This window comes from Streptosporangium sp. NPDC000563 (assembly GCF_040299985.1).
In the GTDB taxonomy this organism is placed as follows: Bacteria; Actinomycetota; Actinomycetes; order Streptosporangiales; family Streptosporangiaceae; genus Streptosporangium.
Map to the genome: position 1 here is coordinate 101,600 of NZ_JBEPDA010000014.1, position 25,171 is coordinate 126,770.

Genomic DNA, 25,171 nt, shown 5'->3' on the forward strand with positions numbered 1-25,171 from the left:
GACCTCCGCGTCGGGGCCGCGAGCTCTTCTCAGCGCCTGGTCAGGATGACGAGCGGCGCCGGATGCTCCATACCTCGACATACCTCGACATACCTCGGCGCGTTCGAAGCCCGTGCTCGCCGCGAAGACACGCCCGTCGCCCTTCCCGCACAGGATCCGGCGGCCGCCCCCGCCCGGTGACAGGGAAAGGGCCGGTACGACGGATGTCGTACCGGCCCTTCAGGGGCTCGCGCTTGAACCCTCAGGTGCTACTTGGTGATCAGCGCCCGTAGCGGCCGCGTGCGGAGGAGCCGCGACCGTCGGCGCGGAACTCCCCGCCGCGGAAGCCGCCCTGGCGCTCGCCGCGGAACGACTCGCGCTCGCCGGCCGGACGCTCGGAGCGGTGACCGCCGGCCGAAGCCGGACGGTCGGCGCGGAACGGCTCGCGCCGCTCGCCACCGCGGTAGCCACCGGCGGGACGCTCGGAGCGGAAACCGCCGCCCGAGGGACGCTCGGAACGGTAGCCGCCACCGGCGGGGCGCTCGGAACGGTACTGGCCGCCGCCGGAGGCACCACGGTTGTCGTCACCGAAGGAACGCTCACGGGACGACTGGCCCTCGCCACCGTGGGCGGGACGGTCGGAGCGGAAGCGGCGCGGGCCACGCCCACCACCGTTGCCACCGAAACCACCGCGCCCCTGACGCTGCTTGGCGGCCGGCGCCGAAGGCTCCCAGACCGGGATCGGCTCGCCGCTGGGCATCCGCGCGCCGGCGACCTCCTCCAGGCGCGGGTGGCCCGGGGTCGCCTTGAGACGGAACGGCTTGATGCCCGCGCGGCGGGTCATCGCGTCGGTGGAGCGGCGCTCGTTGGGGAGCACCAGCGTCATGACGGTGCCCTTCTCCCCGGCGCGGGCGGTACGGCCACCGCGGTGCAGGTAGCTCTTGTGGTCCTGGGGCGGGTCGACGTGCAGCACGAGGCTGATGTTGTCGACGTGGATGCCTCGGGCCGCGACGTCCGTGCAGACCAGGACGTTGATCGCGCCTTCCTTGAACTCGGCCAGGATGCGGGTGCGCTGGTTCTGGCGCTTGCCGCCGTGCAGGCCGCCGGCACGGATGCCGACCTGGGCGAGCTGCTTGCACAGCCGGTCGACCCCGTGCTGGGTGCGCACGAAGATGATGGTCCGGCCCTCGCGGTTCGCGATCTCGGCGGTCACCGGGAACTTGTCGTCGCGGTGCACCTCCAGCACGTGGTGCTCCATGGTGTCGACCGAGGAGGCGGCCGGAGCCATGGAGTGGGTCACCGGGTTGGTGAGGAAGCGGCGGACCAGCTTGTCGACGTCGCCGTCGAGGGTGGCCGAGAACAGCAGGCGCTGGCTGTCTGCCGGGGTCTGCTGCAGGATCGCGCTGACGACCGGGAAGAAACCGAGGTCGCACATGTGGTCGGCCTCGTCGAGGATCGTCACCTGGACCTCGTCCAGCATGCACTCACCCTGCTGCATGAGGTCGGTGAGCCGGCCCGGCGTGGCGACGACGACCTCGACGCCGCGGCGCAGTGCCTCGATCTGGCGGCCCATGGACATGCCGCCGACAACGGTCTTCATCCGCAGCGACAGGCCGCGGCCGAGCGGCTCGAGGGCGTCGGTCACCTGCATGGCGAGCTCGCGGGTCGGCACCAGGACGACGGCGAGGGGGTGGCCCGGACGGGCCTTGGCGCCGGCGATGCGGGACATCATGGGCAGACCGAAGGCGAGCGTCTTGCCGGAGCCGGTCTGGCCACGGCCGAGAACGTCGTGACCGGCGAGAATGTCGGGGATCGTGGCCCGCTGGATGGGGAAGGGACTGTCGATGCCCGCACGGGAGAGACCGGTCACCAGCGGCTTCGGCAGACCGAGGAGGGTGAACTCGGACGGACCTGCGGGGGCCTGGGAAATCTCGGTGATGTCGGTGATTTCGGGCAGAACAGCGTCAAGCATGGTCACGAAGACTCGTGCCTTTCGATAGAAGAACGGGGCACGTCACTTCTGCGAAAGGACGAGCCTGGAACGCACGGCCTGAGGCCGCGCTGGATCAACACCCACATGAAGGGCGGTAGTGCGGTGCAAGTCGAGGCGCACCGCACGGGGCGGGTCTAGCTTACCCGCACGCAGTCAAACCACGATCAAGCATACCCGGCGTTCGCAGTGCCGGGTTCGGTCGGGGCGTCCGGCATGGGCCGGCCGCTTGTCCGTCGGTTGGAGTCAACACTCCGAGGCCGGGTTTTTCTTCCCGGCCTCGGAAATCCTCTCACACAATTGGCCACAGCCCGAACCGAGGGGGTGCGAGCCGTGCCGCGAAGTGCCGCTCAGACGTTGAAACCCAGCATCCGGAGCTGCTCGCGACCCTCGTCGCTGATCTTGTCCGGGCCCCACGGCGGGAGCCACACCCAGTTGATCTTGACGTCGGAGACCATGCCCTCCAGGGCCGAGTGCGCCTGGTCCTCGATGACGTCGGTCAGCGGGCAGGCCGCGCTGGTCAGCGTCATGTCGATGGTGGCGACCGGCAGGGCGGCCCCCTCGCCGCCCTCGGCGCCCTCACCGGCCCCCTCGGCGGCGTCCAGGTGGAGCCCGTAGATCAGGCCCAGGTCGACGACGTTGATGCCGAGCTCGGGGTCCACGACGTCCTTGAGCGCCTCCATGACCTCGTCATGGGTGGCGTCACCGTCGTACGCCGTGGTGGGGGTCTCTACAGCCTTGCTCATTTGGTGCTCCTCACGACCGCGTCCTTGTAGGCCATCCACGCCAGTAGCGCGCACTTCACCCGGGCGGGGAACTTGGCGACCCCGGCGAAGGCGACGGCGTCGCCCAGCACGTCCTCGTCCGCCTCGATCTTTCCCCTGCCCTGCATGAGCCGGGTGAACTCCTCCACGACACCGAGGGTCTCGTCGACGGTCGAGCCGGTGGCCAGCTCGTGCAGCACGGAGGCCGCGGCCTGGCTGATGGAACAGCCCTGCCCGTCGTAGGAGACGTCCTCGACCTTGCCGCCGTCGCCCAGCTTCACGCGCATGGTGATCTCGTCACCGCACGTCGGGTTCACGTGGTGGACCTCGGCGTCGTACGGATCGCGGAGCCCCCTCCCCTGCGGGTGCTTGTAGTGCTCCAGGATCAACTCCTGGTACATGGACTCGGCGATCATAGGGTCGTGCTCACCTTCTCGTTCGCTGCGCCGTGCGCTCGTGCGTCGCCGGACGCCGTGCGGCGGGCGTCCGCCGCCCGCCGTCCGCCCGTACGCCGTCTCGACTGCTCGGGCATGGCTAGGCGAACACCTTCCGCACGTGGTGGAGGCCGCGGACCAGTGCGTCGATCTCGGCCGGTGTGTTGTAGAGGTAGAAGGACGCCCGCGTGGTCGCGGGAATCCCGAACCTGAGGTGGAGCGGGCGTGCGCAGTGGTGTCCCACGCGCACGGCCACCCCGAAGTTGTCATCCAGGATCTGCCCGACGTCGTGCGGGTGAATCCCCTCCAGGGTGAAGGAGACCGTACCGCCCCGGTCGGCGAGGTCCAGCGGGCCGACCACCCGCAACCCGGGGATCTCCCCCAGCGCGCCGAGCGCGTACGCGGTGAGCTCGCGCTCGTGGCGCACGACGGCGTCCATCCCGATCTCCGACAGGTAGTCGACCGCGGCGCCGAGGCCGACGGCCTCGACGATCGGCGGGGTGCCCGCCTCGAACTTGTGCGGCGCGGGCGCGTAGGTCGAGCGGTCCATCCAGACCGCCTCGATCATCTCGCCGCCGCCCATGAACGGGGGCATCGCCTCGAGCAACTCGCCACGGGCCCACAGCACGCCGATCCCCGAGGGGCCGACGACCTTGTGACCGGTGAAGGCGAGGAAGTCGACGCCCAGCGCGGCCACGTCCACCTGCTGGTGGGGCACCGACTGGGAGGCGTCGAGCATCATCAACGCGCCGACCTCGCGGACCCTGGCGAGCACCGGGGCGACCGGGTTCACCGTGCCCAGCACGTTCGACTGGTGCACGATCGAGACGATCTTCGTGCGCTCGGTGACGAGCTCGTCGAGGTTGGACAGGTCAAGGCGGCCCGAGTCGGTGACGGAGAACCACCGCAGGGTCGCGCCGGTGCGCTGCGCGAGCATCTGCCACGGCACGATGTTGGAGTGGTGCTCCATCTCCGAGACGACGATCTCGTCGCCGGGGCCGAGCCGGAAGCGGGGGTCCTCGCCGACGGGGTTGCCGAAGGCGTACGCCACCAGGTTGATCGCCTCGGAGGCGTTCTTGGTGAAGACGATCTCGTCGCGGTCGGGCGCGCCGATGAAGGCGGCGACCTTGTCGCGGGCGTTCTCGTACGCCTCGGTGGACTCCGCGCCCAGCACGTGCATGGCCCGGCCGACGTTGCTGTAGTGCATCGCCATGTGCTCGCGCATCGCCTCGACCACCTGGGTCGGCTTCTGCGCGGAGTTTCCCGAGTCGAGGTAGATCAGCGGCCTGCCGCCGGGAAGCTCACGGGAGAGGACGGGGAAATCCTTCCTGATCCTCTCCACGTCAAGGCCGGTGTCCATCAGGCGGACGCCTTCGTGTAGGCCTCGTAGCCCTCCGCCTCGAGCTTCTCCGCGAGCTCGGGGCCGCCCTGCTCCACGATCCGCCCGGCGGAGAAGACGTGGACGAAGTCCGGCTTCACATAGCGCAGGATGCGGGTGTAGTGGGTGATGAGCAGCACACCGGTCTCGCCGGAGCGGAAGCGGTTGATGCCTTCGGAGACCACGCGCAGCGCGTCGACGTCGAGGCCCGAGTCGGTCTCGTCCAGGACGGCGATCTTCGGCTTGAGCAGCTCCAGCTGAAGGATCTCGTGGCGCTTCTTCTCACCGCCGGAGAAGCCCTCGTTCACGTTGCGCTGGGCGAAGGCCGCGTCGATGGACAGGGCGTCCATGCCGGACTTGAGGTCCTTGGCGAACTCGCGGAGCTTGGGAGCCTCGCCGCGGACGGACGTGACGGCGGTGCGCAGGAAGTTGGAAACGCTGACGCCGGGGACCTCGACCGGATACTGCATCGCGAGGAACAGGCCGGCGCGGGCGCGCTCGTCGACCGTGAGCTCCAGCAGGTCGACCCCGTCGAGCAGGACCTGGCCGCTCGTGATGGTGTACTTGGGGTGGCCCGCGATCGCGTACGCGAGCGTGGACTTGCCCGAGCCGTTGGGACCCATGATGGCGTGGGTCTCGCCGGCCCGCACGGTCAGGTTCACGCCGCGCAGGATCTCCTTGTCGGCGACGGTGACGTGCAGGTCGCGGATCTCCAGGGTGGACCCCGAGGGGACTCGGCTCGTGTCAGACACTTTATGACTCCTTCGAGAGCGAGACGAGGACGTCATCGCCGTCGATCTTCACTCGGTATACGGGAACGGGCTTGTTGGCGGGCGGGCCGGTGGGCTTGCCCGAGCGCAGGTCGAAGCACGAGCCGTGCAGCCAGCACTCCAGGGTGCCGTCGTAGACCTCCCCCTCGCTGAGTTTCACCTCGGCGTGGGAGCACACGTCGTGCAGCGCGTGGACCTCCTCGCCCTGGCGGACCAGGGCGACGGGGGTGCCGTCGACCTCAAGGCCGATGACACCCTCGTCGGGGATGTCCGCGAGCTTGCAGACCTTTTCGAACGTCACTTCTCAAGCTCCGCCTCGACCCGGGCGAGCACCCGCTCGCGAAGCTCGGGGACCTCGATCTTCTCCAGCAGCTGCGCGAAGAATCCCCTGATGACGAGCCGGCGCGCGTCCTCGTAGGGGATGCCGCGGGCCTGGAGGTAGAAGATGTGCTCGTCGTCGAGGCGGCCCGAGGCGCTGGCGTGGCCGGCCCCGGCGACCTCTCCGGTGAGGATCTCCAGGTTGGGCACCGAGTCGGCGCGGGCGCCGTCGGTGAGCAGCAGGTTGCGGTTGAGCTCGTAGGTGTCGGTGCCCTCGGCCTCGACCCGGATGATGACGTCGCCGATCCAGACCGCGTGGGCGTCGGTGCCCTGCAGCGCGCCGCGGTAGTCGACGTTGCTGCGGCAGCCGGGCTTGGAGTGGTCGACGAGCAGGCGGTGCTCCAGGTGCTGGCCGGCGTCGACGAAGTAGAGGCCGTTCAGCTCGGCGTCGCCGCCGGGGCCGGAGTAGGCGACCGACGGTGACAGCCTGACCAGGTCGCCGCCGAGGGTGACCACGAAGCCGCGGAAGGTCGCGTCCTTGGCCAGCAGGGCGTGGTGGTGGGAGACGTGCACGGCGTCGTCGGCCCAGTCCTGCAGGCTGACGACCTTGAGCGTGGCGCCCTCGCCCACGACGAACTCGACGTTGTCGGCGTAGACGGCACTGCCCTGGTGGTCGAGCACGACCACGGCCTCGGCCATCGGCTCCAGCCGCACGACCGTGTGGCCGTACGCGGTGCCCTCGCCGGAGCCGAGGAAGGTGATCACGGTCGGCTTGGAGGCGACCGCCTCGCGCGAGACCGTGAGCACGGTGGCCTTCTCGAAGGAGGAGTAGGCCTGGGCGCTCACCCGGTCGGCGGGCACGTAGGCCTTACCGACCCGCTCGTCGTCGCGGCCGACGGTCTCCACGGTGACCTCGGGGGCGGCGTCGACGTGCACGACCACGTTCGCCGAGGCCGCGGCGCCCTCGTGCAGACCCTTGAGCCGGGAGAGCGGGGTGAAGCGCCACTCCTCCTCCCTGCCGGTCGGTACCTCGAAGTCGGCCACGTCGTACGAGGCCTTCTCGTGGAGGGTCGACAGGGGCTTTCCTGTGTCGAGACCCATCAGCCGACGGCCCCTTCCATCTGCAGCTCGATCAGGCGGTTCAGCTCCAGGGCGTACTCCATCGGGAGCTCGCGGGCGATCGGCTCCACGAAGCCCCGGACGATCATCGCCATCGCCTCGTCCTCGCCCAGACCGCGGCTCATCAGGTAGAAGAGCTGGTCGTCGGAGACCTTGGAGACGGTGGCCTCGTGCCCCATGGAGACGTCGTCCTCGCGCACGTCCACGTAGGGGTAGGTGTCGGAGCGGCTGATCTGGTCGACGAGGAGCGCGTCGCACTTGACGGTGCTGGCGCTGCCGTGAGCGCCCTCCTCGATCTGGACCAGGCCGCGGTAGGAGGTGCGGCCGCCGCCGCGGGCGACGGACTTGGAGATCACCGAGGAGCTGGTGTTCGGCGCGAGGTGCACCATCTTGGCCCCGGCGTCCTGGTGCTGGCCCTCACCGGCGAAGGCGACGCTGAGGGTCTCGCCCTTGGCGTGCTCACCCATGAGGTAGACGGCCGGGTACTTCATGGTGACCTTGGAGCCGATGTTGCCGTCGACCCACTCCATGGTCGCGCCCTCGTACGCCACGGCGCGCTTGGTGACGAGGTTGTAGACGTTGTTCGACCAGTTCTGGATGGTCGTGTAACGGCAGCGCGCGCCCTTCTTCACGATGATCTCCACGACGGCGCTGTGGAGCGAGTCGGAGGAGTAGATCGGCGCGGTGCAGCCCTCGACGTAGTGGACGTAGGAGTTCTCGTCCACGATGATCAGGGTCCGCTCGAACTGGCCCATGTTCTCGGTGTTGATCCGGAAGTAGGCCTGGAGCGGGATCTCCACGTTGACGTTCGGCGGCACGTAGATGAAGCTGCCGCCGCTCCAGGTGGCCGTGTTCAGCGCGGCGAACTTGTTGTCGCCGACGGGGATCACGGTCCCGAAGTACTCCTTGAAGATCTCCTCGTGCTCCTTGAGGGCGGTGTCGGTGTCGACGAAGATGACACCCTTCTCCTCAAGGTCCTCACGGATCTTGTGGTAGACCACCTCGGACTCGTACTGGGCGGCGACGCCGGCGACCAGGCGCTGCTTCTCCGCCTCGGGGATGCCGAGCTTGTCGTAGGTGCTCTTGATGTCCTCCGGCAGGTCCTCCCAGGAGGCGGCCTGCTTCTCCGTCGAGCGCACGAAGTACTTGATGTTGTCGAAGTCGATGCCGCTGAGGTCGGAACCCCAGTTGGGCATGGGCTTCTTGCCGAAAAGGCGCAGCCCCTTCAGACGAAGGTCCAGCATCCACTCCGGCTCGCTCTTCAGCGCGGAGATGTTGCGGACGACCTCTTCGGACAGGCCACGCCGGGCCGTCGCTCCTGCGGCGTCCGAGTCGGCCCAGCCGAACTTGTAATTCCCGAGGCCTTCCAGCTCCGGGCGGTCGGTGACAGTCACCTTCCGGTCTCCTTGCTCGATGTGTCGATCGTTTCGTGGATTGCCGGCGATCGCGCCGGATCGGGTGCCGGGGAGTCTCCTGCGCCCGGCCCCGGTGTTCTGTGGGGGCTGACGTGCGTGGTGCACACGCCGTCGCCGTGGGCGATGGTCGCGAGCCGCTGCACGGGGGTGCCGAGGATGCGCGCGAACGCCTCCGTCTCGGCCTCGCACAGCTGCGGGAACTCCGCGGCCACGTGCGCGACCGGGCAGTGGTGCTGGCACAGCTGCTCGCCGCCGAGGCTCGCCTTGCTCGCCGAGGCGGCGTAGCCGTCGGCCGACAGCGCCTCGGCGAGGACACGGACCCGCTGGTCGGCGGGGACCTCGCTCATCCTCGGTCTCAGGCGGTCGACCAGGCCGGCCACCTGGGAGTGGGCGAACTCGGCCACGGCCTCGGGACCCACGCGCTCGGCCAGGAAGCGCAGCGCGCTCCCGGCGAGGCCGTCGTAGGCGTGCTCGAAGGCGCTGCGGCCTGCGTCGGTTATCGCGAACAACTTCGCCGGTCGCCCGCGCCCGCGCTGGCCTCGCGGCCTCGCGGTGCGGGCCTCGGCCATCCCCTCGGCCAGCAGGGCGTCGAGATGCCTGCGGACGGCGGCGGGGGTGAGGCCGAGCCGCTCGCCGAGGGCGGCGGCGGTGATGGGCCCGTGTTCCAGGATGAGCCGGGCGACACGCGCTCGCGTGCTGCGCTCGGCGGACACGCCGGAGGGCCGCGCGATGGCGGCTCCCTCGGTGTCCTGCATCCCGGTCACGTATTTCACAACATCAGTGTGCCGTAATTGCTTCCCGAGTTACAAACCCGATGTACGGTCGTCCGGAATGTGGTTCATCACGCAGGTAAGGCTTACCTAAGCTGGGGAAACGCTCCGCGCGGTCCCACGCAGCCCGGCGAAGGCGGCGAGCGCGGCGAGGGTGAAACCGGCCAGCACGACGGCCATCGGCAGCGCGGATCCCTCCCCGCCCAGCCCCACCAGCGGTGCGGCGACGGCGCCGAGCGCGAACTGCAGCACGCCCGTCAGCGCGGCCGCGCTCCCGGCGATCCGCGCGGGCTGACCGGCCAGGGCGAGCGCGCCGCTGCCCGGCAGGACGAGGCCCGCCCCGCACATCATCGTGAACAGCGCGGTGACCAGCACCGGCAGCGGCAGGTGGAACAGGGCCGCGGCGAGCACCCCGGCGGCTCCGGCCACGCCCAGGAACAGCCCGGCGAGGATGAGCCGGGCCGGGTCCAGGCGCCCGGCGAGGCGCCCGCCGACCTGGGCGGCGATGGTCAGGCCCAGCGCGTTCAGCCCGAACACCAGCGAGAAGGTCTGCGCCGAGGTGCCGTAGACGTCCTGTAGCACGAAGGGCGACCCGGAGATGTAGGCGAACATGGCCGCGAAGTTCAGCCCTCCGGCGAGGGTCGCGGCCATGAAGGGGCGGTCGCGGAGCAGGTGCCAGAAGGTGGTGAGGGTGTGCCTGAGCCCGCCCCTCTCACGCCGCTCGGCGGGAAGCGTCTCGCGTACCCCGGACAGCGCGAAGACCAGCATCAGCAGGCCCGCGACGCTCAACGCGACGAACACCCCCCGCCAGGAGGTGTGGGCGAGCAGTTGCGCGCCCGCGATCGGGGCGAGGATCGGGGCGAGGCCGGTCACGAGCATGAGGGTGGCGAAGATGCGGGCGATGGCCGCCCCCTCGTACAGGTCGCGGACGATCGCGCGGACGATCACCAGCGCGGCGCCGCCCGCGACGCCCTGGAGCAGGCGGAAGCCGACCAGCCCGTACACCGAGGGCGAGAAGGCGCACAGCAGGGAGGCCGCGGCGTAGGCGGCGATGCCGATCAGGAGCGGGCCCCGGCGTCCGCGCGTGTCGCTGATCGGGCCCGCGACGACCTGCCCGACCGAGAATCCGATGAGGCAGGCGGTGAGGGTGAGCTGCACCTGCGCCTGCCCGCTGCCCAGGTCGGCGGCGATGGAGGGAAAGGCGGGAAGATACATGTCGATCGCGAGAGGGCCGACCGCCGACAGCGCTCCCAGGATGGCGAGCAGCAGTCCCCTGCGCCGTACGATCGGCGCCACCTCCGGCTCGACGGCGGCCGCGGTCATACCCGTATCCCCTTTTTCGCAGGCCACGCCCCCACTGACGGGCGATGACGGCCCACAGGGGCCGAAGCGTCCCAACCAACAACCGGTCATCCGAATTCCTGCTTTTCGGAAATTTCCTCGAAAAAACCTTTAGGTGTGAACGGAGGGCGGCCGGGCGCCGCGCGGGAAACGGGTTCCCGGCGGCCGCGGACGCGTGGTCCGGCAGCGTGACCGGCGGGCACGGTCCCTAAACTCGTGGCCATGGACTCCCCAGCCGTCGAGATCGTCGACCTGGTCAAAAGATACGGCGGGACGACCGCGATCGACGGCCTGACCTTCAACGCCGCCCGCGGCGCGGTCACCGCGGTGCTGGGCCCCAACGGGGCCGGCAAGACCTCCACCCTGGAGATCTGCGAAGGGTTCCGCCGGGCCGACGGGGGCACCGTGCGAGTGCTCGGGCTCGACCCGTCGAGGCCGGAACTGCGGGCCAGGGTCGGGGTGATGCTCCAGGCGGGCGGCGTTCCCCCCGCGTCCCGCTGCGGGCAGTGGCTGCGGCTGATGGCCCGCTTCCACGCCCACCCGCTCGACCCCGCGGCGCTGCTGGAACGGCTGGGGCTGAGCGAGCACGCCCGCACCCCGTACCGCAGGCTGTCGGGCGGCCAGCAGCAGCGCCTGTCGCTGGCCGGAGCGGTCATCGGCCGCCCGGAGCTGGTCTTCCTCGACGAGCCGACCGCGGGCCTGGACCCGCAGGCCAGGCACGCCTGCTGGGAGCTGGTGAAGGACCTGCGTTCCAGCGGGGTCTCGGTGGTGCTCACCACCCACCACATGGACGAGGCGGAGAGACTCTCCGACCAGATCGTGATCATCGACCGCGGCAGGGTCGTCGCCGAGGGCACGCCCTCCTCCCTCACCGGCGCCGAGCGGCAGCTGCGCTTCCGCGCCCGCCCCGGCCTCTGCCTGGACGAGTTGCTCGCCGCCCTGCCCGCCGGCAGCACGGCCAAGGAGTCGCCGGCCGGGCACTACATCATCGAGGGGCAGGTCGTACCCGGTCTCCTGGCCACGGTGACGACCTGGTGCGCCGCCGAGGGCGTGACCGCCGACGACCTCAGCATCGAGCGGCGCACCCTGGAGGACGTCTTCCTGGAACTGACCGGGCGTGAGCTCCGGTGACGCCCTCGAAACCCAGACCGCAGGAGAGCCCAATGATGACGACCCTGGACCTCACGCCGGCCCCCGGAGCCGCGCCGCTGGGCCGGATGGTGGCGGCCCAGGCTGGAGCGGAGATCCGGGCGATGCTCCGCAACGGCGAGCAGCTGCTGCTCACGATGATCATCCCGGTGCTGCTGCTCGTCGGCCTCTCCTCCGCCCCGATCATCGACGTGGGCGGCGGTTCCCGGATCGGCTTCATGACCCCCGGCGTGCTCGCGCTCGCCGTGATGTCCACCGCCTTCACCGGGCAGGCCATCGCGACGGGCTTCGAGCGCCGCTACGGCGTGCTGAAGCGGCTGGGCGCGACCCCGCTGTCGCGGACCGGGCTGATGCTGTCCAAGACGCTCGCGGTGATCGCGGTGGAGGTCGTCCAGGTGACGGTCATCTGCGCGGTGGCGCTCGCCCTGGGCTGGCACCCCACGGGCTCGCCGCTCGCGGTCCTGGCGCTCATCGTGCTGGGCACCGCCGCGTTCAGCGGGCTCGGCCTGCTGATGGCGGGGACGCTGCGCGCCGAGGCCACGCTCGCCGCGGCGAACCTCGTCTACCTGCTCCTGCTCGCCTGCGGCGGGGTCGCCTTCCCGCTGGCGAGGTTTCCCGAGGCGGTGCGGCCGGTGCTGGAGCTGCTGCCGATCTCGGCGCTGACCGGAGGGCTCCGCGCGGTCCTGAGCGACGGCACGGGAGCACCGCTCGCCGCCGTGGCGATCCTCGCGGCGTGGGCGGCTGTGTCGCTCTTCCTCACCTCCCGGACGTTCCGCTGGGAGTGACCCGCCCGGAAACCGGTTACCAGAGATCGCCTAAATCGGGAATTTCTCCACCTATCACCGCAAAAGATCAACCAGAATGATCTCCAAGATCTACCATCCTCCAGGTGATCATTACCGGAACGCGATCTTCATCCCGTCCGGCGACACGACATACGGGGCGAATCTGGCCAGCTCTGGCCATGGGGATCGTTGCCACGCTTGTCTCCGTCGCAGGCTCGTCCACGGTCTCCCAGTCGGGGGACGAACTCGCCACTCTCAGCGCGGCCCGCCGCGGCGCCGCGGGACTCTGGGAGCTGGCCCAGCACATCGACGGGCACTTCCTGCCCTACTACGCCTTCATGCACCTGTGGCTGGAGTTCGGGCAGGCCGAGTGGTGGATGCGCCTGCCCTCGGCGCTCGCGACCGGCGCGGCCACCGCGCTCATCGCCGACCTGGGCCGCCGGCTGAGCTCGCAGCCCGCCGGACTGGCCGCCGCCGCCGTCTACGTCTTCCTGCCCTCGGTCTCCTACCACGGGCAGAACATCCGCTCCTACGCGTTCGCCGCCGCCGCGGCGGTCCTGGCCACCTGGACGCTGTACCGGGCGATCGAGGAGCCGGGACGGCGCGGCGCCTGGTGGAGATACGCGGCCGCCGTCGCGCTGCTGGGCTGCACGCAGGTGTTCGCGTTGCTCGTCCTCGCCGCCCACCTGCTCGCGGTCGGGTCGTACGGGCGGGGCGTCCTGCCCAGGGTGCTCGCCTGCATGGCCGTGGGCTGCGTCCCTGGGGCCGTCTGGACGGCGGTCGGCTTCGCCGAGCGGCACGCGATCAGCTGGATCACCCTGCCGGGACCCGACGTGTTCCTCGCCCTGCCCAAGATGGCCGGGGGCACCGCCCTGGCCGGGTGCGTGGTGCTCGCCGTCGCCGCCGCCGCTCCGTTCCTGGGCCGGAGACACGGCGCCGACCGGCTCTGGATCGTCCTGCTCGGCTCCTGGGCGACTCTGCCGCCCCTGCTGCTGTTCACCCTCTCCCACCTGGTCTCGCCGGTCTACGTCGACCGCTACCTGTTCGCGACGGTGCCCGCGTACGCGCTGCTGGCCGGGCTCACCCTCGCCGCGCTGCCTCACCTGGTCACCGGGATCGCGCTGGCGGGCGTCCTGGCGGCCGGGCTCCCCGGCCAGCTGGACCTGCGAGGGGAGGACGGGCACCACGAGAACTTCCCCCGGGCGGTACGGATCCTCGCGAGCGAGGGCCGGCCGGGGGACGCCCTCCTCTACGGACGTTCCTCCCTGCGCGAGGGCTTTCGCTACTACGACCGGACGCGGCACGGCGGTAAAGGGCTGCCCGACGACGTGCTGCTCGCCGGGCCCGCGCCCCTGTCCCACTCCTTCGGTTACCCGGAGCGCTCCGACGTGGCCACCGCCGTGGCCGGGCGCGAGCGGGTCTGGGTGATCTGGCGGGGCGGGGCGGAGGCGGCCTCGCGCGTCGGCCGGGTGATCACCCTGGTCAAGGAGGGATTCGTCCGGGCCAGGTCCTGGCGGACGGGTCGGGTACCCGGCATGACCGTCGCGCTCTACACCCGCACGCCGGACGCCGGACGCCGCACGACCGGCGAGACCCCCCTTCCCTGACAGTGAGGATGGAGGTGAACGCCTCCCGGTGAGGTCCGGCTCGTCGCCTGACGAACCATGGGAGCGTCCTTCCGGCGGAGGGCGAACCGCCGGAAGCCCCCCACGGGGTCGTCGCACGCCCCGGCCCGCCACCGATCAGGTGCCGTCTCACATCACGGACAGCCGTGAAAACGACGACCTCGACAAGTAAGGTGTCATATGTCGTTTTGCGCATGACCAAGGAGAGTCGTGACCGCCGATGCCCTGCACGGGCCCGCCGAGCCGTACAAGCCGAGGCTGCCCAGGCCCGGAACGCTGCTGAGAGCGGCCTCCGACGCCATCCCGCCGTCCGGTCTGGTGCTGCTGGCCATCATGTCGGTGCAGGTGGGCGCGGGCCTGGCCAAGGACCTGTTCTCCCAGCTGCCGCCGAGCGCCGTGGTGTTCCTGCGGATCGCGACGGGTGCCCTGATCCTGGGCGCGGTCGTCAGACCCCGGTTGCGCGGCCTGTCCAGGGCGGACATCGGCGCCGGGGTGGCGTTCGGCGTGACGCTGGGCGTGATGAACCTGTCGTTCTACGAGGCGCTGGCCCGGCTGCCGATGGGCATCGCGGTGGCGATCGAGTTCCTCGGCCCGCTCGGCGTCGCGGTGGCGGCCTCGCGCCGCCGCCTCGACCTGTTCTGGGTGGTGCTCGCCGGGTCGGGCGTGGTGCTGCTCGCCCCGTGGGGCGGGACCGCCTCCAGGATCAGCTGGGCCGGGATCGCCTTCGCCCTGGTGGCGGCGGTCTGCTGGGCCGGCTACATCCTGTTGTCGGCCTCGGTCGGCCGGCGCTTCCCCGGAACGAGCGGCCTCGCCCTGGCGATGATCGTCTCCTGCCTGCTGGTCGCCCCCGTCGGGATCGCCTCGGGTGGCGCCGACCTGCTCCAGCCCGAGCTGCTGCTGATCGGGCTCGGGGTGGGACTGCTGTCGTCGGTCATCCCCTACTCGATCGAGCTGGAAGCGCTGCGCAGGATGCCCAAACGGGTCTTCGGCATCCTGATGAGCCTGGAGCCCGCGATGGCCGCGCTGGCCGGGCTGCTGCTCCTGGGCGAGGTGCTCCAGATGCGCGAGTGGGCCGCCATCGGCTGCGTGGTCATCGCCAGCGTCGGCGCCACCCGCAGCACCGGCTGAACTCTCGGGTCCCACGCCACCGATTCGGTGACGGCGCCCCCACGGCCCTTCCGACCCGCCCCGACGCTTCTCCGGACCATGGCCCCGGCGCAGAGGTGAGACGCCGGTGGAGCCGGTGCGATGCCTCGACGAGAATCCTCTCGGGCGGGCCACCGGAATGAGGCGGGCCCCCTCACGGGCGACCGCGGACCCCCGCGTTCACGACGTTCACGAGGGAGAGGATGTCAATTCTCGGGCTGCTCGGGCCGGCTCGCCCAGATGCCGCGGACGTGCCGGATGTGGTCGCGCATCAGCCGCTCGGCACCGCTCGCGTCCCCCTCCGACAGCAGCGCGAGCAGCGTGAGGTGCTCTCGGGCGGAGTCGGCGAGGGCACCTTGCCGGTGCAGGGAGGACAGGCCGTACAGACGGGCCCGGTTGCGCAGGTCGCGCACCACCTCCACGAGGCGGGAGTTGCCCGCCAGGGCGAGCAGGTCCAGGTGGAAGCGGATGTCGGCGTCGACGTACGCGAGCAGGTCGCCACGCTCGGCGGCGTCGACGATCGCCTGGGCGAGCGGGCGCAGTGTCTCGAAGCTCGGTGCGCGCCCGGCGTCGGCCAGTTGGACCACCGTGGGCACCTCGATGAGCCTGCGGATCTCGGTCAGCTCGTCCAGATCCCTGTCGGACAGCTCCGTGACCCGGAAGCCCTTGTTGCGTACCGCCTCGACCAGGCCCTCCTTGGCCAGGTCGAGCATGGCCTCGCGCACCGGGGTCGCCGAGACGCCGAACTGGGCGGCGAGCACCGGGGCCGAGTAGACCATGCCCGGCCTCATCTCGCCGGTGATCAGGGCCGCCCTGAGCGCGTGGGCCACCTGCTCCCGCAGGCTCTGCCGCTCGCTCACGAGCGGCAGGTCGAGCCGGCCGTCCGCCCTAGGAGCCATACCGGAGCCTCTCGCGTCGCTCACGTCCACGCCTGATCGGCGGAACCCGCCACCCTCCCATCCTCCCAGGCCGTCCGCCTGCCTCCGAACACCCGGGGGCCGATCCGCGGGGTACGGCGCCGACGGCGGATCCGCCGGTCACCCGCGTTCGCTCCCCCCGGTTCCGCCGAGGTATGCCTCGACCACCCGGGGGTCCCGGCGCAGCTCGGCGGCGGGCCCTTCCAGGACGCACCTCCCGCTCTCGATCACGTAGCCGCGGTGGGCGATCCCGAGGGCGGCGACGGCGTTCTGCTCGACGAGCAGCACCGAGGTGCCCTGGGCGTTGACGCCCGCGATGAGCTCCATGATCGAGGCGACCACCAGGGGCGCCAGCCCCATGGAGGGCTCGTCGAGCAGCAGCAGCCGAGGGCCCGTGACGAGCGCCCTGCCGATCGCGAGCATCTGCTGCTCACCGCCCGACAGCGTGCCGCCCTGCTGTGCGCGCCGCTCGGCCAGGCGCGGCAGCAGTTCGTAGACGCGGTCGATCCGCGCGCGGATCTCCGCCTGGTCGCGGACCAGGTAGCCGCCCAGCTGGAGGTTCTCGTGGACGCTGAGCGTGCTGAAGATCCTGCGGCCCTCCGGCACGTGCACCAGGCCGCGCGCGGTGATCCTGTGCGGTTTCCGCCCGGTGATCTCCTTCCCTTCGAAGAGCACCCTGCCGCCACTGGGCCGCAGCAGTCCCGAGACCGCGCAGAGCGTGGTGGTCTTGCCCGCGCCGTTGTTGCCCAGCAGCGCGACGATCTCGCCTTCGGCGACGCCGAGGGACAGTCCGCGCAGGGCGTGTACGCCGCCGTAGTGGACGTCCAGCCCGTCGATGTCAAGCATCGGCGCCTCCCCCGGCCGCGTCACCCGTCGCGCTGTCCTTCTCGTTGTCCTTCGCGCTGTCCTTGTCCGTGCCCTCTTCGACCGCGCCGTCCTTCTCCATGGTCGTGGCTTCGCCGGTCCCGTCGTTCGCGGAGGTGTCGCCACCGAGGTATGCCTCGATGACGGCCGGATCTCGCCGGACGTCCTCGGGACGGCCGTCGGCGATCTCCCTGCCGAAGTTGAGCACGACCACGCGTTCCGAGACCTCCATGACCAGGCCCATGTCGTGTTCGATGAGCACGATCGCCACCCCCAGCGCCTGGATGCGCCGGATCAGGTCGAGCATCTCGGCCTTCTCGCCGTGGTTGAGCCCGGCCGCGGGCTCGTCGAGCAGCAGCAGGTCGGGGCGCCGGGCGAGGGCACGGGCGATCTCGGTGCGGCGCTGCTCCCCGTAGGGAAGGTTCCTCGCCTGTCCGTACCTGTCGCCGCGCAGGCCGACGAAGTCCAGCCAGTGATGGGCCTGCTCGGTACACTCGCGCTCGGAGCGCCGGTAGCGCGGGGTGTGCAGCAGGGCGTCCAGGACGCTCTGACGCAGCCACAGGTGCGATCCCGCGCGTACGTTGTCCAGGACCGACAGCTCGCCGAACAGCCGCAGGTTCTGGAAGGTCCGCGCGACGCCCAGACCCGCGATCGCCGAGGGCCGCAGCCCCGGCAGGTCCCTGCCGCGCAGGGTGATCCGGCCCGAGGTCGGCCGGTAGAAGCCGGTGACGCAGTTGAACGCCGACGTCTTGCCCGCCCCGTTGGGCCCGATCACGGAGACGATCTCCGCCTCGCGCACCGAGAACGACAGGCCGTCGATCGCCACCAGCCCGCCGAAGGTCAGGCGCAGGTCGGTCACGCTCAGCAGGCTCACGGGACCTCCTTGGAACGGGCCGGCCAGATCCCCTGCGGCCGCAGGATCATGAAGGCGATGAGCAGCACGCCGAACAGGAAGAACCGGTAGTCGGCGAGGTCGCGCAGGATCTCCGGCAGGATGCTGATCACCACGGCCCCGACGACGACGCCGGGCGTCGATCCCATGCCGCCCAGGACCACGGCCATGAGCACCAGCGCCGACGACAGGAAGGTGAAGCTGCCCGGTGAGACGGCCGACAGCTGCGCGGCGAACAGCACCCCGGCCATGCCGCCCCAGACCGCGCCCGCGATGTAGGCGGCGAGCTTGACCCGGTAGGTGTGCACGCCCATCGCCTCGGCGGCGTCCTCGTCCTCCCGGACGAAACGCCAGGCCCTGCCCAGGCGGGAGCGGCCCAGCCGCGCCGCGCCGAGGACGGCGAGCGAGACGACGACCACGGTGAGGTAGTAGAAGAGCACCGGGCTCTCGACCAGATGCGGGATGCCGTAGATCCCCGAGGGGCCACCGGTGACGTCCAGGTTGTTGGCGGTGATCCGGATGATCTCACCGAAGCCGAGGGTGACGATGGCCAGATAGTCGCTGCGCAGGCGCAGGGTGGGGGCGCCGATCACGATCCCCGCGATGACCGTGGCCACGAGCACCGCGGGGATCGTGGCCGGCAGTGGCAGGTCGAAGCGGGTGGCCAGCACGCCGCTGGTGTAGGCGCCGACCGCGAAGAAGGCGACGTACCCCAGGTCGAGCAGGCCGCAGTAGCCGACCACGATGTTCAGCCCGGCGGCGAGCATCACGGCGATGGCCGCGCTGGTCATGACCGACAGCGCGTACGGCGTGGCGTTGACGAAGGGCGCCAGCAGCGCGATCAGCAGCCCGGCGAGCCCGGCCCACCGGTTCTGCATCAGCTTCGACGCCCTGCTGGGCGGTGAGTCGGTGCCGAGGCGGCGGACCTTGGTCGTCGTGGCTCCCGCGGGCCCGGCAGTCCCAGCAGGCCCGGTGGGTTCAGCAGGTCCGGTGGGACCGGTGGTCCCGTTCATACGCGCTCCGTGACGCGCTCGCCGAGCAGGCCGGTGGGCCGCACCGTCAGGAACAGGATCAGCACCCCGAAGGCGAACACGTCACGCCACTCACCACCCAGCCAGAACGTGCCGAACGACTCCAGCAGGCCGAGCAGCAGACCGCCGAGCATCGTGCCCGGGATGTTGCCGATGCCCCCGATGACGGCCGCCGTGAAGGCCTTGAGCCCGATCAGGAAGCCCATCATGAAATCGATCTTGCCGTAGTAGGCACCGGCCATCACGCCCGCGGCCCCCGCGAGCGCCGAGCCGATGAAGAAGGTGCGGGAGATCACCGCGTTGACGTCGATGCCCATCAGCGCGCTGGTGCGCGGGTCCAGCGCGATGGCCCGCATCGCCCTGCCCTCGCGGGTGCGGGTGACCAGCAGGTTGAGCCCGGCCATGAGGAGCACCGCCACGCCGATCAGGACGATCTGCTGCACGGTGAGCCGGGCCCCGAGGATCTCCAGCGAGGTGCCGCCCAGCCGCACCGGGTAGACCCGCGGGTCGGCCCCGGCCACCGCGCGCATCCCGTACTCCAGCGCGAAGGAGGCCCCGACCGCGGTGATCAACAGGGACAGCCTCGGGGCGCGGCGGAGCGGGCGGTAGGCGATCCGCTCCAGGGCCACCCCGGCCAGGCCGGTGGCGACCATGGTCGCCAGGAGCACCGCGAGCAGCAGCGGCAGTGCCATCGAGGAGGACACGCCGCCGACCGCGCCGAGGATGGCGAAACCGGCGAACGCGCCGAGCATGTACAGGTCGCCGTGGGCGAAGTTGAGCAGCTTGATGATCCCGTAGACCATGCTGTACCCCAGGGCGACCAGGGCGTAGAACGAGCCGACGAACAGCCCGTTCCAGACGAGCTGCGTCATTTAAGGGCGTCCTGCAGGGCGAACTTGTCGTCCTTGACGACGAGGATCTGGAAGCCGCCGTTCGCCAGGGTGTGCTCGGGGGTGAACTTCAGCGGCCCGGAGAACATCGAGAAGCCGTCGATCGCCTCAAGCGCCGCGATGACCTTGTCGCCGTCGGTGGCGCCCGCCTTGGTGACCGCCTCGGCGGCGAGCCGCACCGCGTCGTAGGCCTGGTTGGAGTACGGGCCCGGCTCGGAGGAGTACTTCTTCTGGTACGCCTCGATCCAGCCCTCGGCGCCCTGGAGGGTGTCGGGCGTCTGGGTCATCGTCGCGTACAGGCCCTCGGCGGCCTCGTCTCCGGCGATCTCGACCAGCTTGGGGGAGACCGAGCCGTCGCCCACCATGATGGAGTCCTCGTATCCGGCCTGCCGGAGCTGACGCGCGATCAGGCCGCCCTCCTGGAAGTAGCCGGTCCAGTAGACGAAGTCGGGCTTCTTGGCCAGCACGTTGGTGATGTTGGCGCTGTAGTCGCTCTCCTTCGGGGTGACCGCCTCGGTGATCACGGCCTCGGCTCCGCCGGGGGCCTCCAGGAGTGCCTGGGTGCGCAGCGCGATGTCCTTGGAGTAACTGGTGTTGTCGTGCATGAGCGCGACGCTCTTGGAACCCTGCTTGGTGATCCACTTCTCCGCGGCCGCGGCCTGCTGGGAGCCCGTGCCGTTGATCAGGAAGACGTGCTTGAGCTTCTGGTCGACCAGCTCCTGGGAGTTGGCGGCCGGGATGATCATCGGGATCCCCGCCTTGCCGAAGATCGGCAGGGTGGGGAGCGTCGCACCGGAGCAGTAGCCGCCCACCGAGACGTCGATCCCCTCGGTGACCAGCTTGTTCGCGCCCGCCGCCGCGGACTGGGCGTCGCAGGCGTCGTCGGCGGTCTTCAGCTCCAGCCGTCGGCCGAGCACACCGCCCTTGGCGTTGATCTCGTCGATCGCGAGCTGCGCCGCGTTGCTCATGTAGGGGCCGATCGCGGCCTCGCTGCCCGACTGCGGGATCAGCATGCCGAGGACGATCGGCTCGTCCTTCTCCGCGGTCGCCTGACCCGCGCCTCCGTCACCGAGCAGCCCCTGGCCGCATCCGGTGACCAGGAGACCGAGGACGGCCAGCGACGTGAAGCACTTCAGGGGGGTGGCACGCATGTGCGGCTCCTCACATCTAGTGATGTGTGATATTGCATGTGTAATGCAGGGACACGTCAAGGGCCGAAACAAGACCGTTAACGTTGGGACGCCGTTTCCCCGCGATGCGGGACCCGGCGCGGGGAGCATCGGAAGCGGAGACGTATTCGCAGTTCAGATGGCATGGATCGGTCCTGTGCCCCCTCTCGGTGAAACCCGGTGCTCTCGGGACGCCGATCGTGGGCTCCTCGCGCGAAGTGGCCTCCGACCGGCGGGATCGGCGGATCCGGGCGAAGACACTGCGGCCGGTCAGGCGGTGGTCCGGATCCCCCCGGGAGGCGTTCGCCGGCATTCCCACCGTCGGACGGCGAACCGGATCCCTGCCCGGGTCGAAGTCGTCAGAGGAGGAAACCTCCGGGGAACGGGTCGCGGGGGTCGAGGAAGTACTGGGCGGTGCCGGTGACCCACGCACGCCCGGTGATCGTGGGAACCACCGCGGGCAGGCCCCCCACCTCCGTCCGGGCCACGAGCCGCCCGACGAAGCGGGTGCCGATGAACGACTCGTTCACGAAGCCGGTCTCCAGAGGAAGCTCGCCCCTGGCGTGCAGCTGGGCCATCCGGGCGCTGGTACCGGTGCCGCACGGCGAGCGGTCGAACCAGCCGGGGTGGATCGCCATCGCGTGCCGCGAGTGCCCGGCGTCGGAACCTGGCGCGACGAACTGCACGTGGTGGCAGCCGCGGATGCCGGGGTCCAGCGGATGGACGGGCTCGTCCCGCTCGTTGATCGCCTCCATGATCGCCAGGCCCGCGTCGAGGATCCGCTGCCTGTGTGCGCGGTCGAACGGCAGGCCCACCGACTCGATGGGCAGGATCGCGTAGTAGTTGCCGCCGTAGGCCAGGTCGTAGACGACCTCCCCGAGGCCGGGCACCTTGACCGCGCGGTCCAGCCCGGCGCTGAAGGAGGGCACGTTGGTGATGGTCACCTCCGTGGCGGCGCCATCCTCGACCCTGACCTCGGCGACGACCAGCCCCGCCGGGGTGTCCAGCCGGATGACGGTGACCGGCTCGGCGACCTCGACCATCCCGGTCTCGACCAGGACGGTGGCGACGCCGATGGTGCCGTGCCCGCACATGGGCAGGCAACCGGAGACCTCGATGTAGAGCACGCCGAAGTCGGCGTCCGGCCGGGTGGGCGGTTGCAGGATGGCCCCGCTCATCGCCGAGTGACCGCGCGGCTCGTACATGAGCAGGGTGCGGACGTGGTCCATCTCGGCGAGGAAGTGCTCGCGCCGCTCGGCCATGGTCGAGCCGGGGATGACCCCCACTCCCCCGGTGATCACTCGGGTGGGCATGCCCTCGGTGTGGGAGTCCACCGCGTGGAAGATCCTCTTCGTTCTCATCGACGCTCCTCACGGGAAGGGATGTGGGGGCGCCCCACCGGACCGTCACACGACCTTGCCGGGGGAGGGCAGATCCGGCGGGAGCCGGTCACCGGGCGGCGATACCGGGGCGACGTTCGGGGACGGCCCACTAACGCAGTCCCTCGGCGAGGGCCTTCTCCGTCGCGGCGCGTACGGCGGCCTCCTGTTCGGGCACCAGGGCGAGCCTGGGCGGGCGGCACGGGCCACCGCGGCGGCCGGCCAGGTCCATGGAGAGCTTGATCGCCTGGACGAACACCGGTCTGGAGTCCCAGCGAAGCAGCGGGTGCAGCGCGCGGTAGAGCGGAAGCGCGGTGGCCGTGTCCCCCGCGGCCGCCGCCCGGTACAGGGCGACGGTCGACTCGGGCAGCGCGTTGGGGAATCCGGCCACCCAGCCGACCGCCCCGGCGGTGACCAGCTCCAGCAGTACGTCGTCGGCCCCGGCCAGCACGTCCAGCCCGGGGGCGAGCTCGGCGATCTCGTAGATCCGCCGGACGTCACCACTGAACTCCTTCACCCCGACGATCAGGCCCTCGGCGTGCAGGGTGGCCAGCAACCGGGGGGTGAGGTCCACCCTGGTGTCGAAGGGGTTGTTGTAGGCCACCACCGGCAGACCGGCCGCGGCCACCTCGCGGTAGTGCTCCACCACGGTCCTGTCGTCGGCGCGGTAGGCGTTCGGCGGGAGCAGCATCACCGCGCGGCACCCGGCCTCACCCGCCTGCTCGGCCCAGCGGCGGGCCTCCAGGGCGCCGTAGGCCGCGACACCCGGCATGACGCGGTCGCCGCCCACGGCGGCGACCGCGGTCTCCACGACCGACGCCCGCTCCCGGGAGGTGAGCGTCTGGTACTCGCCCAGCGATCCGTTCGGCACGACGCCGTCGCACCCGGAGGCGACCAGCCACCGGCAGTGCTCGGCGTAGCCGTCCAGATCGACGGAGAGGTCCTCGCCCAGGGGCAGCGCGGTGGCCACCGTCACACCGTGCCAGGGCTTCGCGGGGGTCGTCATCGTTCGTCCTTCCGAGGGGGTTCGGGCCGATCCGCCGCCGGGGCCGGCGGAGGTTCCGCATGTGCCGGACGCGGGAGAACCTCCGGTGCGCCCGTCTCCGCCAAGCTCTCCGCCTCCTCCGGAGCCGGCAGGGCCTCCCCTCGGCCGGGGGAGGCGGACGTCGCCGCGGCGAGGTCGCCGAGCCTGACGGGCTGGGCGATCGGGCGCCGGGGCGGCGCGGGGTCCTCCCCGGCGAGGCACGCGACCGCGTAGCCGCACATCCTGCCCTGGCACCACCCCATCCCCGGGCGCGCGAGAAGCTTGACGGAGCGCGCGTCGGCGGCCCCCATGGCCTGTGCCCGGCGTACGGCCGACAGGGGCACCTCCTCGCAGCGGCACACGAGGGTGTCGTCGCGGAGCCAGTCCTGCCAGCCGGCCCGTACCGGGTAGGCCTCCTGCAGGGCGTGCGCGAAGGCGGAGAGCCTGGCCGCGCGCCGGGTCAGGGCCGGATCCGGAGGAACCGGGCGGCCCAGGTCGGCGGCGGCGGACCGGCCCGCGACGCGTCCCTCCACCTCGGCGAGCACGGCCCCGCCGACACCGGTGGACTCCCCCGCCGCGTAGACGCCGGGCACGCTGGTGCGCATGCCCGCGTCCACCGCGACGACCGGGCTGCCGTCGGGGTCGCGGCGGGTGGCGCAGTCCAGCTGGACCGGCAGGTCGAGCTGGGGGACGAATCCGTAGCCGCAGGCGAGGGTGTCGCACTCGACGGTCCTCGTCGCCGTCGGCCGCCAGTCGCCGTCCAGGCTCGCCACCGTGACGTGGGTCAGCGCGGTGTCGCCGTGCGCGGCGACCACCGCCTCGCGGCGGCGGTACGGGATCCGGTGGCGGGCCAGGCGCGCCCCGTACCCGAGGGCCTCCCCCACCCGGCCCGCGGCGAGCAGCGGGTGCCTGGCGAGCCCGAACCCGCCGTTCGCCTCGTGGACGCCGAGCACCCGCGCCCCGGCGTCCGCCAGGCCCGCGGCGACGGGCAACAGGAACGGGCCGGTACCGGCGACCACGACCCTGCTTCCCGCACCGACCAGGTCGCCCTTGAGCAGTGCCTGCGCGCCGCCCGCGGTGAGCACCCCCGGCAGGTCCCAGCCGGGGAACGGCAGCGGCCGGTCGTACGCGCCGGTGGCGATCAGCAACCCTCGCGCGGTCACCGTGCGGGGCCGCTCCTCGCGGTCTCCCTCCAGGCACCGTACGGTGATCGCGCCGTCCGCGCGCTCGACCGCCCAGACCCGGTGGCGCAGGAGCACCTCGGCGCGCTCGCGAAGCGTCTCCCACTGGCGGGTGAACCTGTCGAGCCCGCGGTGCAGCGCGCCGGGCCGCTCGGCGCGGAAGCCCTCGGCGGGGTGCCGGAAGTACTGGCCGCCCGGCCTGGCGGCCCCGTCGACCAGTACGACGTCCAGCCCTGAGAGGGCCGCGGTGAGCGCGCCCGCGACCCCGGCGGGACCGGCACCGATCACGGCGAGATCGTGAATCCGCGTCATCGGCCGCTCATCCCTCCCTCCGCGTGTCGGAGACGCCGGGAGCACGAGGAGGGTGCGCGCCCGGGACGTCCTCCTCTGTGCCGGAGGTGCCGGAATCATGGGAGACGTCCGCATCCGGAGTGTACGCCCGCTCCCCCGGTCCGGCTCCGGCTTCTTGCCCGGGGTCTCGCGGGGCCTCCTGCGCGCCCTGGGACGGCGATGGAGGACCGCCGGTGGTCACCCGGTCTCCCGGGAGCGCCTCGGTCAGGCAGGCGCGCAGGGAGGGGGTTCCGTTCACCGTGACCAGGCAGTCGAAACAGACCCCGATGCCGCAGAACAGCCCGCGCGCTCGCCCGGCGAACCTGGTGGTGCGCCAGGAGCGGATGCCCGCGCCGTGCATGGCGGCGCCGAGGCTCTGGCCGGGGATCACCGGGACGGGAACCCCGTCCACGCTGATCTCGAACTCCGGCTCGGGCCGCGCCCCCACCAGACGGTACGGATCCCTCATCGGGCACCTCCGTGGGAGGGATCCCGGTGGTGGCTCCGGTTC

The 25,171-nt window shown here is 71.2% G+C and carries 24 protein-coding genes; 4 read left to right on the forward strand and 20 right to left on the reverse strand.

All coding sequences use genetic code 11. The features are described from left to right. Window positions 1-259 precede the first annotated feature (259 nt). From ABT352_RS27040 to ABT352_RS27085, 10 genes are all read right to left on the reverse strand, one after another. Window positions 260-1,951 (reverse strand): DEAD/DEAH box helicase, encoded by a 1,692-nt coding sequence (locus ABT352_RS27040; RefSeq protein WP_350947738.1) that lies wholly within the window; start codon window positions 1,949-1,951, stop codon window positions 260-262. A 368-nt stretch (window positions 1,952-2,319) separates the two neighbouring features. Next, complete coding sequence (locus tag ABT352_RS27045; protein WP_350947739.1) at window positions 2,320-2,715, reverse strand: metal-sulfur cluster assembly factor; 396 nt, start codon at window positions 2,713-2,715, stop codon at window positions 2,320-2,322. Next, complete coding sequence (gene sufU, locus ABT352_RS27050; RefSeq protein WP_350947740.1) at window positions 2,712-3,149, reverse strand: Fe-S cluster assembly sulfur transfer protein SufU; 438 nt, start codon at window positions 3,147-3,149, stop codon at window positions 2,712-2,714. The genes ABT352_RS27045 and sufU overlap by 4 nt, the downstream gene beginning before the upstream one ends. A 118-nt stretch (window positions 3,150-3,267) precedes the next feature. After that, window positions 3,268-4,527 (reverse strand): cysteine desulfurase, encoded by a 1,260-nt coding sequence (locus ABT352_RS27055; RefSeq protein ID WP_350947741.1) that lies wholly within the window; start codon window positions 4,525-4,527, stop codon window positions 3,268-3,270. Then, entirely contained in the window at window positions 4,527-5,297 is a 771-nt protein-coding gene (gene sufC, locus ABT352_RS27060) for a Fe-S cluster assembly ATPase SufC (RefSeq protein ID WP_440099144.1), read from the reverse strand. Before sufC ends, ABT352_RS27055 begins: the two co-directional genes overlap by 1 nt. Before the next feature lies 1 nt (window position 5,298). Continuing rightward, window positions 5,299-5,616 (reverse strand): Rieske (2Fe-2S) protein, encoded by a 318-nt coding sequence (locus tag ABT352_RS27065; RefSeq protein WP_350947742.1) that lies wholly within the window; start codon window positions 5,614-5,616, stop codon window positions 5,299-5,301. Further along, on the reverse strand, window positions 5,613-6,734 hold the full coding sequence (gene sufD / locus ABT352_RS27070) for a Fe-S cluster assembly protein SufD (RefSeq protein ID WP_350947743.1): 1,122 nt from the start codon (window positions 6,732-6,734) through the stop codon (window positions 5,613-5,615). Before sufD ends, ABT352_RS27065 begins: the two co-directional genes overlap by 4 nt. Beyond that, the gene (sufB, locus tag ABT352_RS27075) at window positions 6,734-8,146 is read right to left on the reverse strand and encodes a Fe-S cluster assembly protein SufB (protein WP_344920891.1); all 1,413 of its coding nucleotides are present in this window, start codon (window positions 8,144-8,146) and stop codon (window positions 6,734-6,736) included. Before sufB ends, sufD begins: the two co-directional genes overlap by 1 nt. Beyond that, window positions 8,143-8,922 carry a helix-turn-helix transcriptional regulator gene (locus tag ABT352_RS27080; RefSeq protein ID WP_350947818.1) on the reverse strand — a complete coding sequence of 260 codons (780 nt, stop codon included), beginning with the start codon at window positions 8,920-8,922 and terminating at the stop codon, window positions 8,143-8,145. The genes sufB and ABT352_RS27080 overlap by 4 nt, the downstream gene beginning before the upstream one ends. Window positions 8,923-9,027: 105 nt before the next feature. Beyond that, window positions 9,028-10,260: a multidrug effflux MFS transporter gene (locus ABT352_RS27085; RefSeq protein ID WP_350947744.1), complete on the reverse strand. Its 1,233-nt coding sequence runs from the start codon at window positions 10,258-10,260 to the stop codon at window positions 9,028-9,030. 240 nt (window positions 10,261-10,500) lie between these two features. Between ABT352_RS27085 and ABT352_RS27090 the strand changes: the two genes are divergently transcribed. From ABT352_RS27090 to ABT352_RS27105, 4 genes are all read left to right on the forward strand, one after another. Next, window positions 10,501-11,409 (forward strand): ABC transporter ATP-binding protein, encoded by a 909-nt coding sequence (locus ABT352_RS27090; RefSeq protein WP_350947745.1) that lies wholly within the window; start codon window positions 10,501-10,503, stop codon window positions 11,407-11,409. 35 nt (window positions 11,410-11,444) lie between these two features. Next, window positions 11,445-12,212 (forward strand): ABC transporter permease, encoded by a 768-nt coding sequence (locus ABT352_RS27095; protein ID WP_350947819.1) that lies wholly within the window; start codon window positions 11,445-11,447, stop codon window positions 12,210-12,212. Window positions 12,213-12,391: 179 nt separating this feature from the next. Continuing rightward, window positions 12,392-13,819, forward strand: a complete 1,428-nt coding sequence (locus ABT352_RS27100; protein ID WP_350947746.1) for a glycosyltransferase family 39 protein — start codon at window positions 12,392-12,394, stop codon at window positions 13,817-13,819. A 228-nt stretch (window positions 13,820-14,047) separates the two neighbouring features. Next, window positions 14,048-14,965, forward strand: a complete 918-nt coding sequence (locus ABT352_RS27105; protein WP_350947747.1) for an EamA family transporter — start codon at window positions 14,048-14,050, stop codon at window positions 14,963-14,965. Between the two features lie 224 nt (window positions 14,966-15,189). Here ABT352_RS27105 and ABT352_RS27110 read toward each other — a convergent pair whose 3' ends face one another. From ABT352_RS27110 to ABT352_RS27155, 10 genes are all read right to left on the reverse strand, one after another. Then, window positions 15,190-15,882, reverse strand: a complete 693-nt coding sequence (locus ABT352_RS27110; protein WP_350947748.1) for a GntR family transcriptional regulator — start codon at window positions 15,880-15,882, stop codon at window positions 15,190-15,192. A 138-nt stretch (window positions 15,883-16,020) separates the two neighbouring features. After that, on the reverse strand, window positions 16,021-16,746 hold the full coding sequence (locus ABT352_RS27115; RefSeq protein WP_350947749.1) for an ABC transporter ATP-binding protein: 726 nt from the start codon (window positions 16,744-16,746) through the stop codon (window positions 16,021-16,023). Further along, window positions 16,739-17,638 (reverse strand): ABC transporter ATP-binding protein, encoded by a 900-nt coding sequence (locus ABT352_RS27120; protein WP_350947750.1) that lies wholly within the window; start codon window positions 17,636-17,638, stop codon window positions 16,739-16,741. The genes ABT352_RS27115 and ABT352_RS27120 overlap by 8 nt, the downstream gene beginning before the upstream one ends. Next, window positions 17,635-18,669, reverse strand: coding sequence for a branched-chain amino acid ABC transporter permease (locus tag ABT352_RS27125; protein WP_350947751.1), 1,035 nt, complete (start codon window positions 18,667-18,669; stop codon window positions 17,635-17,637). The genes ABT352_RS27120 and ABT352_RS27125 overlap by 4 nt, the downstream gene beginning before the upstream one ends. Next, window positions 18,666-19,559: a branched-chain amino acid ABC transporter permease gene (locus ABT352_RS27130; protein ID WP_350947752.1), complete on the reverse strand. Its 894-nt coding sequence runs from the start codon at window positions 19,557-19,559 to the stop codon at window positions 18,666-18,668. The genes ABT352_RS27125 and ABT352_RS27130 overlap by 4 nt, the downstream gene beginning before the upstream one ends. Continuing rightward, a complete protein-coding gene (locus ABT352_RS27135; protein WP_350947753.1) occupies window positions 19,556-20,728 on the reverse strand; it encodes a branched-chain amino acid ABC transporter substrate-binding protein in 1,173 nt (390 codons plus the stop codon). The genes ABT352_RS27130 and ABT352_RS27135 overlap by 4 nt, the downstream gene beginning before the upstream one ends. A gap of 377 nt (window positions 20,729-21,105) precedes the next feature. Beyond that, the gene (locus ABT352_RS27140) at window positions 21,106-22,107 is read right to left on the reverse strand and encodes a proline racemase family protein (RefSeq protein ID WP_350947754.1); all 1,002 of its coding nucleotides are present in this window, start codon (window positions 22,105-22,107) and stop codon (window positions 21,106-21,108) included. Window positions 22,108-22,237: 130 nt separating this feature from the next. Next, window positions 22,238-23,131, reverse strand: coding sequence for a dihydrodipicolinate synthase family protein (locus tag ABT352_RS27145; RefSeq protein WP_350947755.1), 894 nt, complete (start codon window positions 23,129-23,131; stop codon window positions 22,238-22,240). After that, window positions 23,128-24,642: an FAD/NAD(P)-dependent oxidoreductase gene (locus ABT352_RS27150; protein WP_350947756.1), complete on the reverse strand. Its 1,515-nt coding sequence runs from the start codon at window positions 24,640-24,642 to the stop codon at window positions 23,128-23,130. The genes ABT352_RS27145 and ABT352_RS27150 overlap by 4 nt, the downstream gene beginning before the upstream one ends. Window positions 24,643-24,649: 7 nt before the next feature. Next, complete coding sequence (locus ABT352_RS27155) at window positions 24,650-25,129, reverse strand: (2Fe-2S)-binding protein (RefSeq protein ID WP_350947757.1); 480 nt, start codon at window positions 25,127-25,129, stop codon at window positions 24,650-24,652. Between the last annotated feature and the right edge of the window lie 42 nt (window positions 25,130-25,171).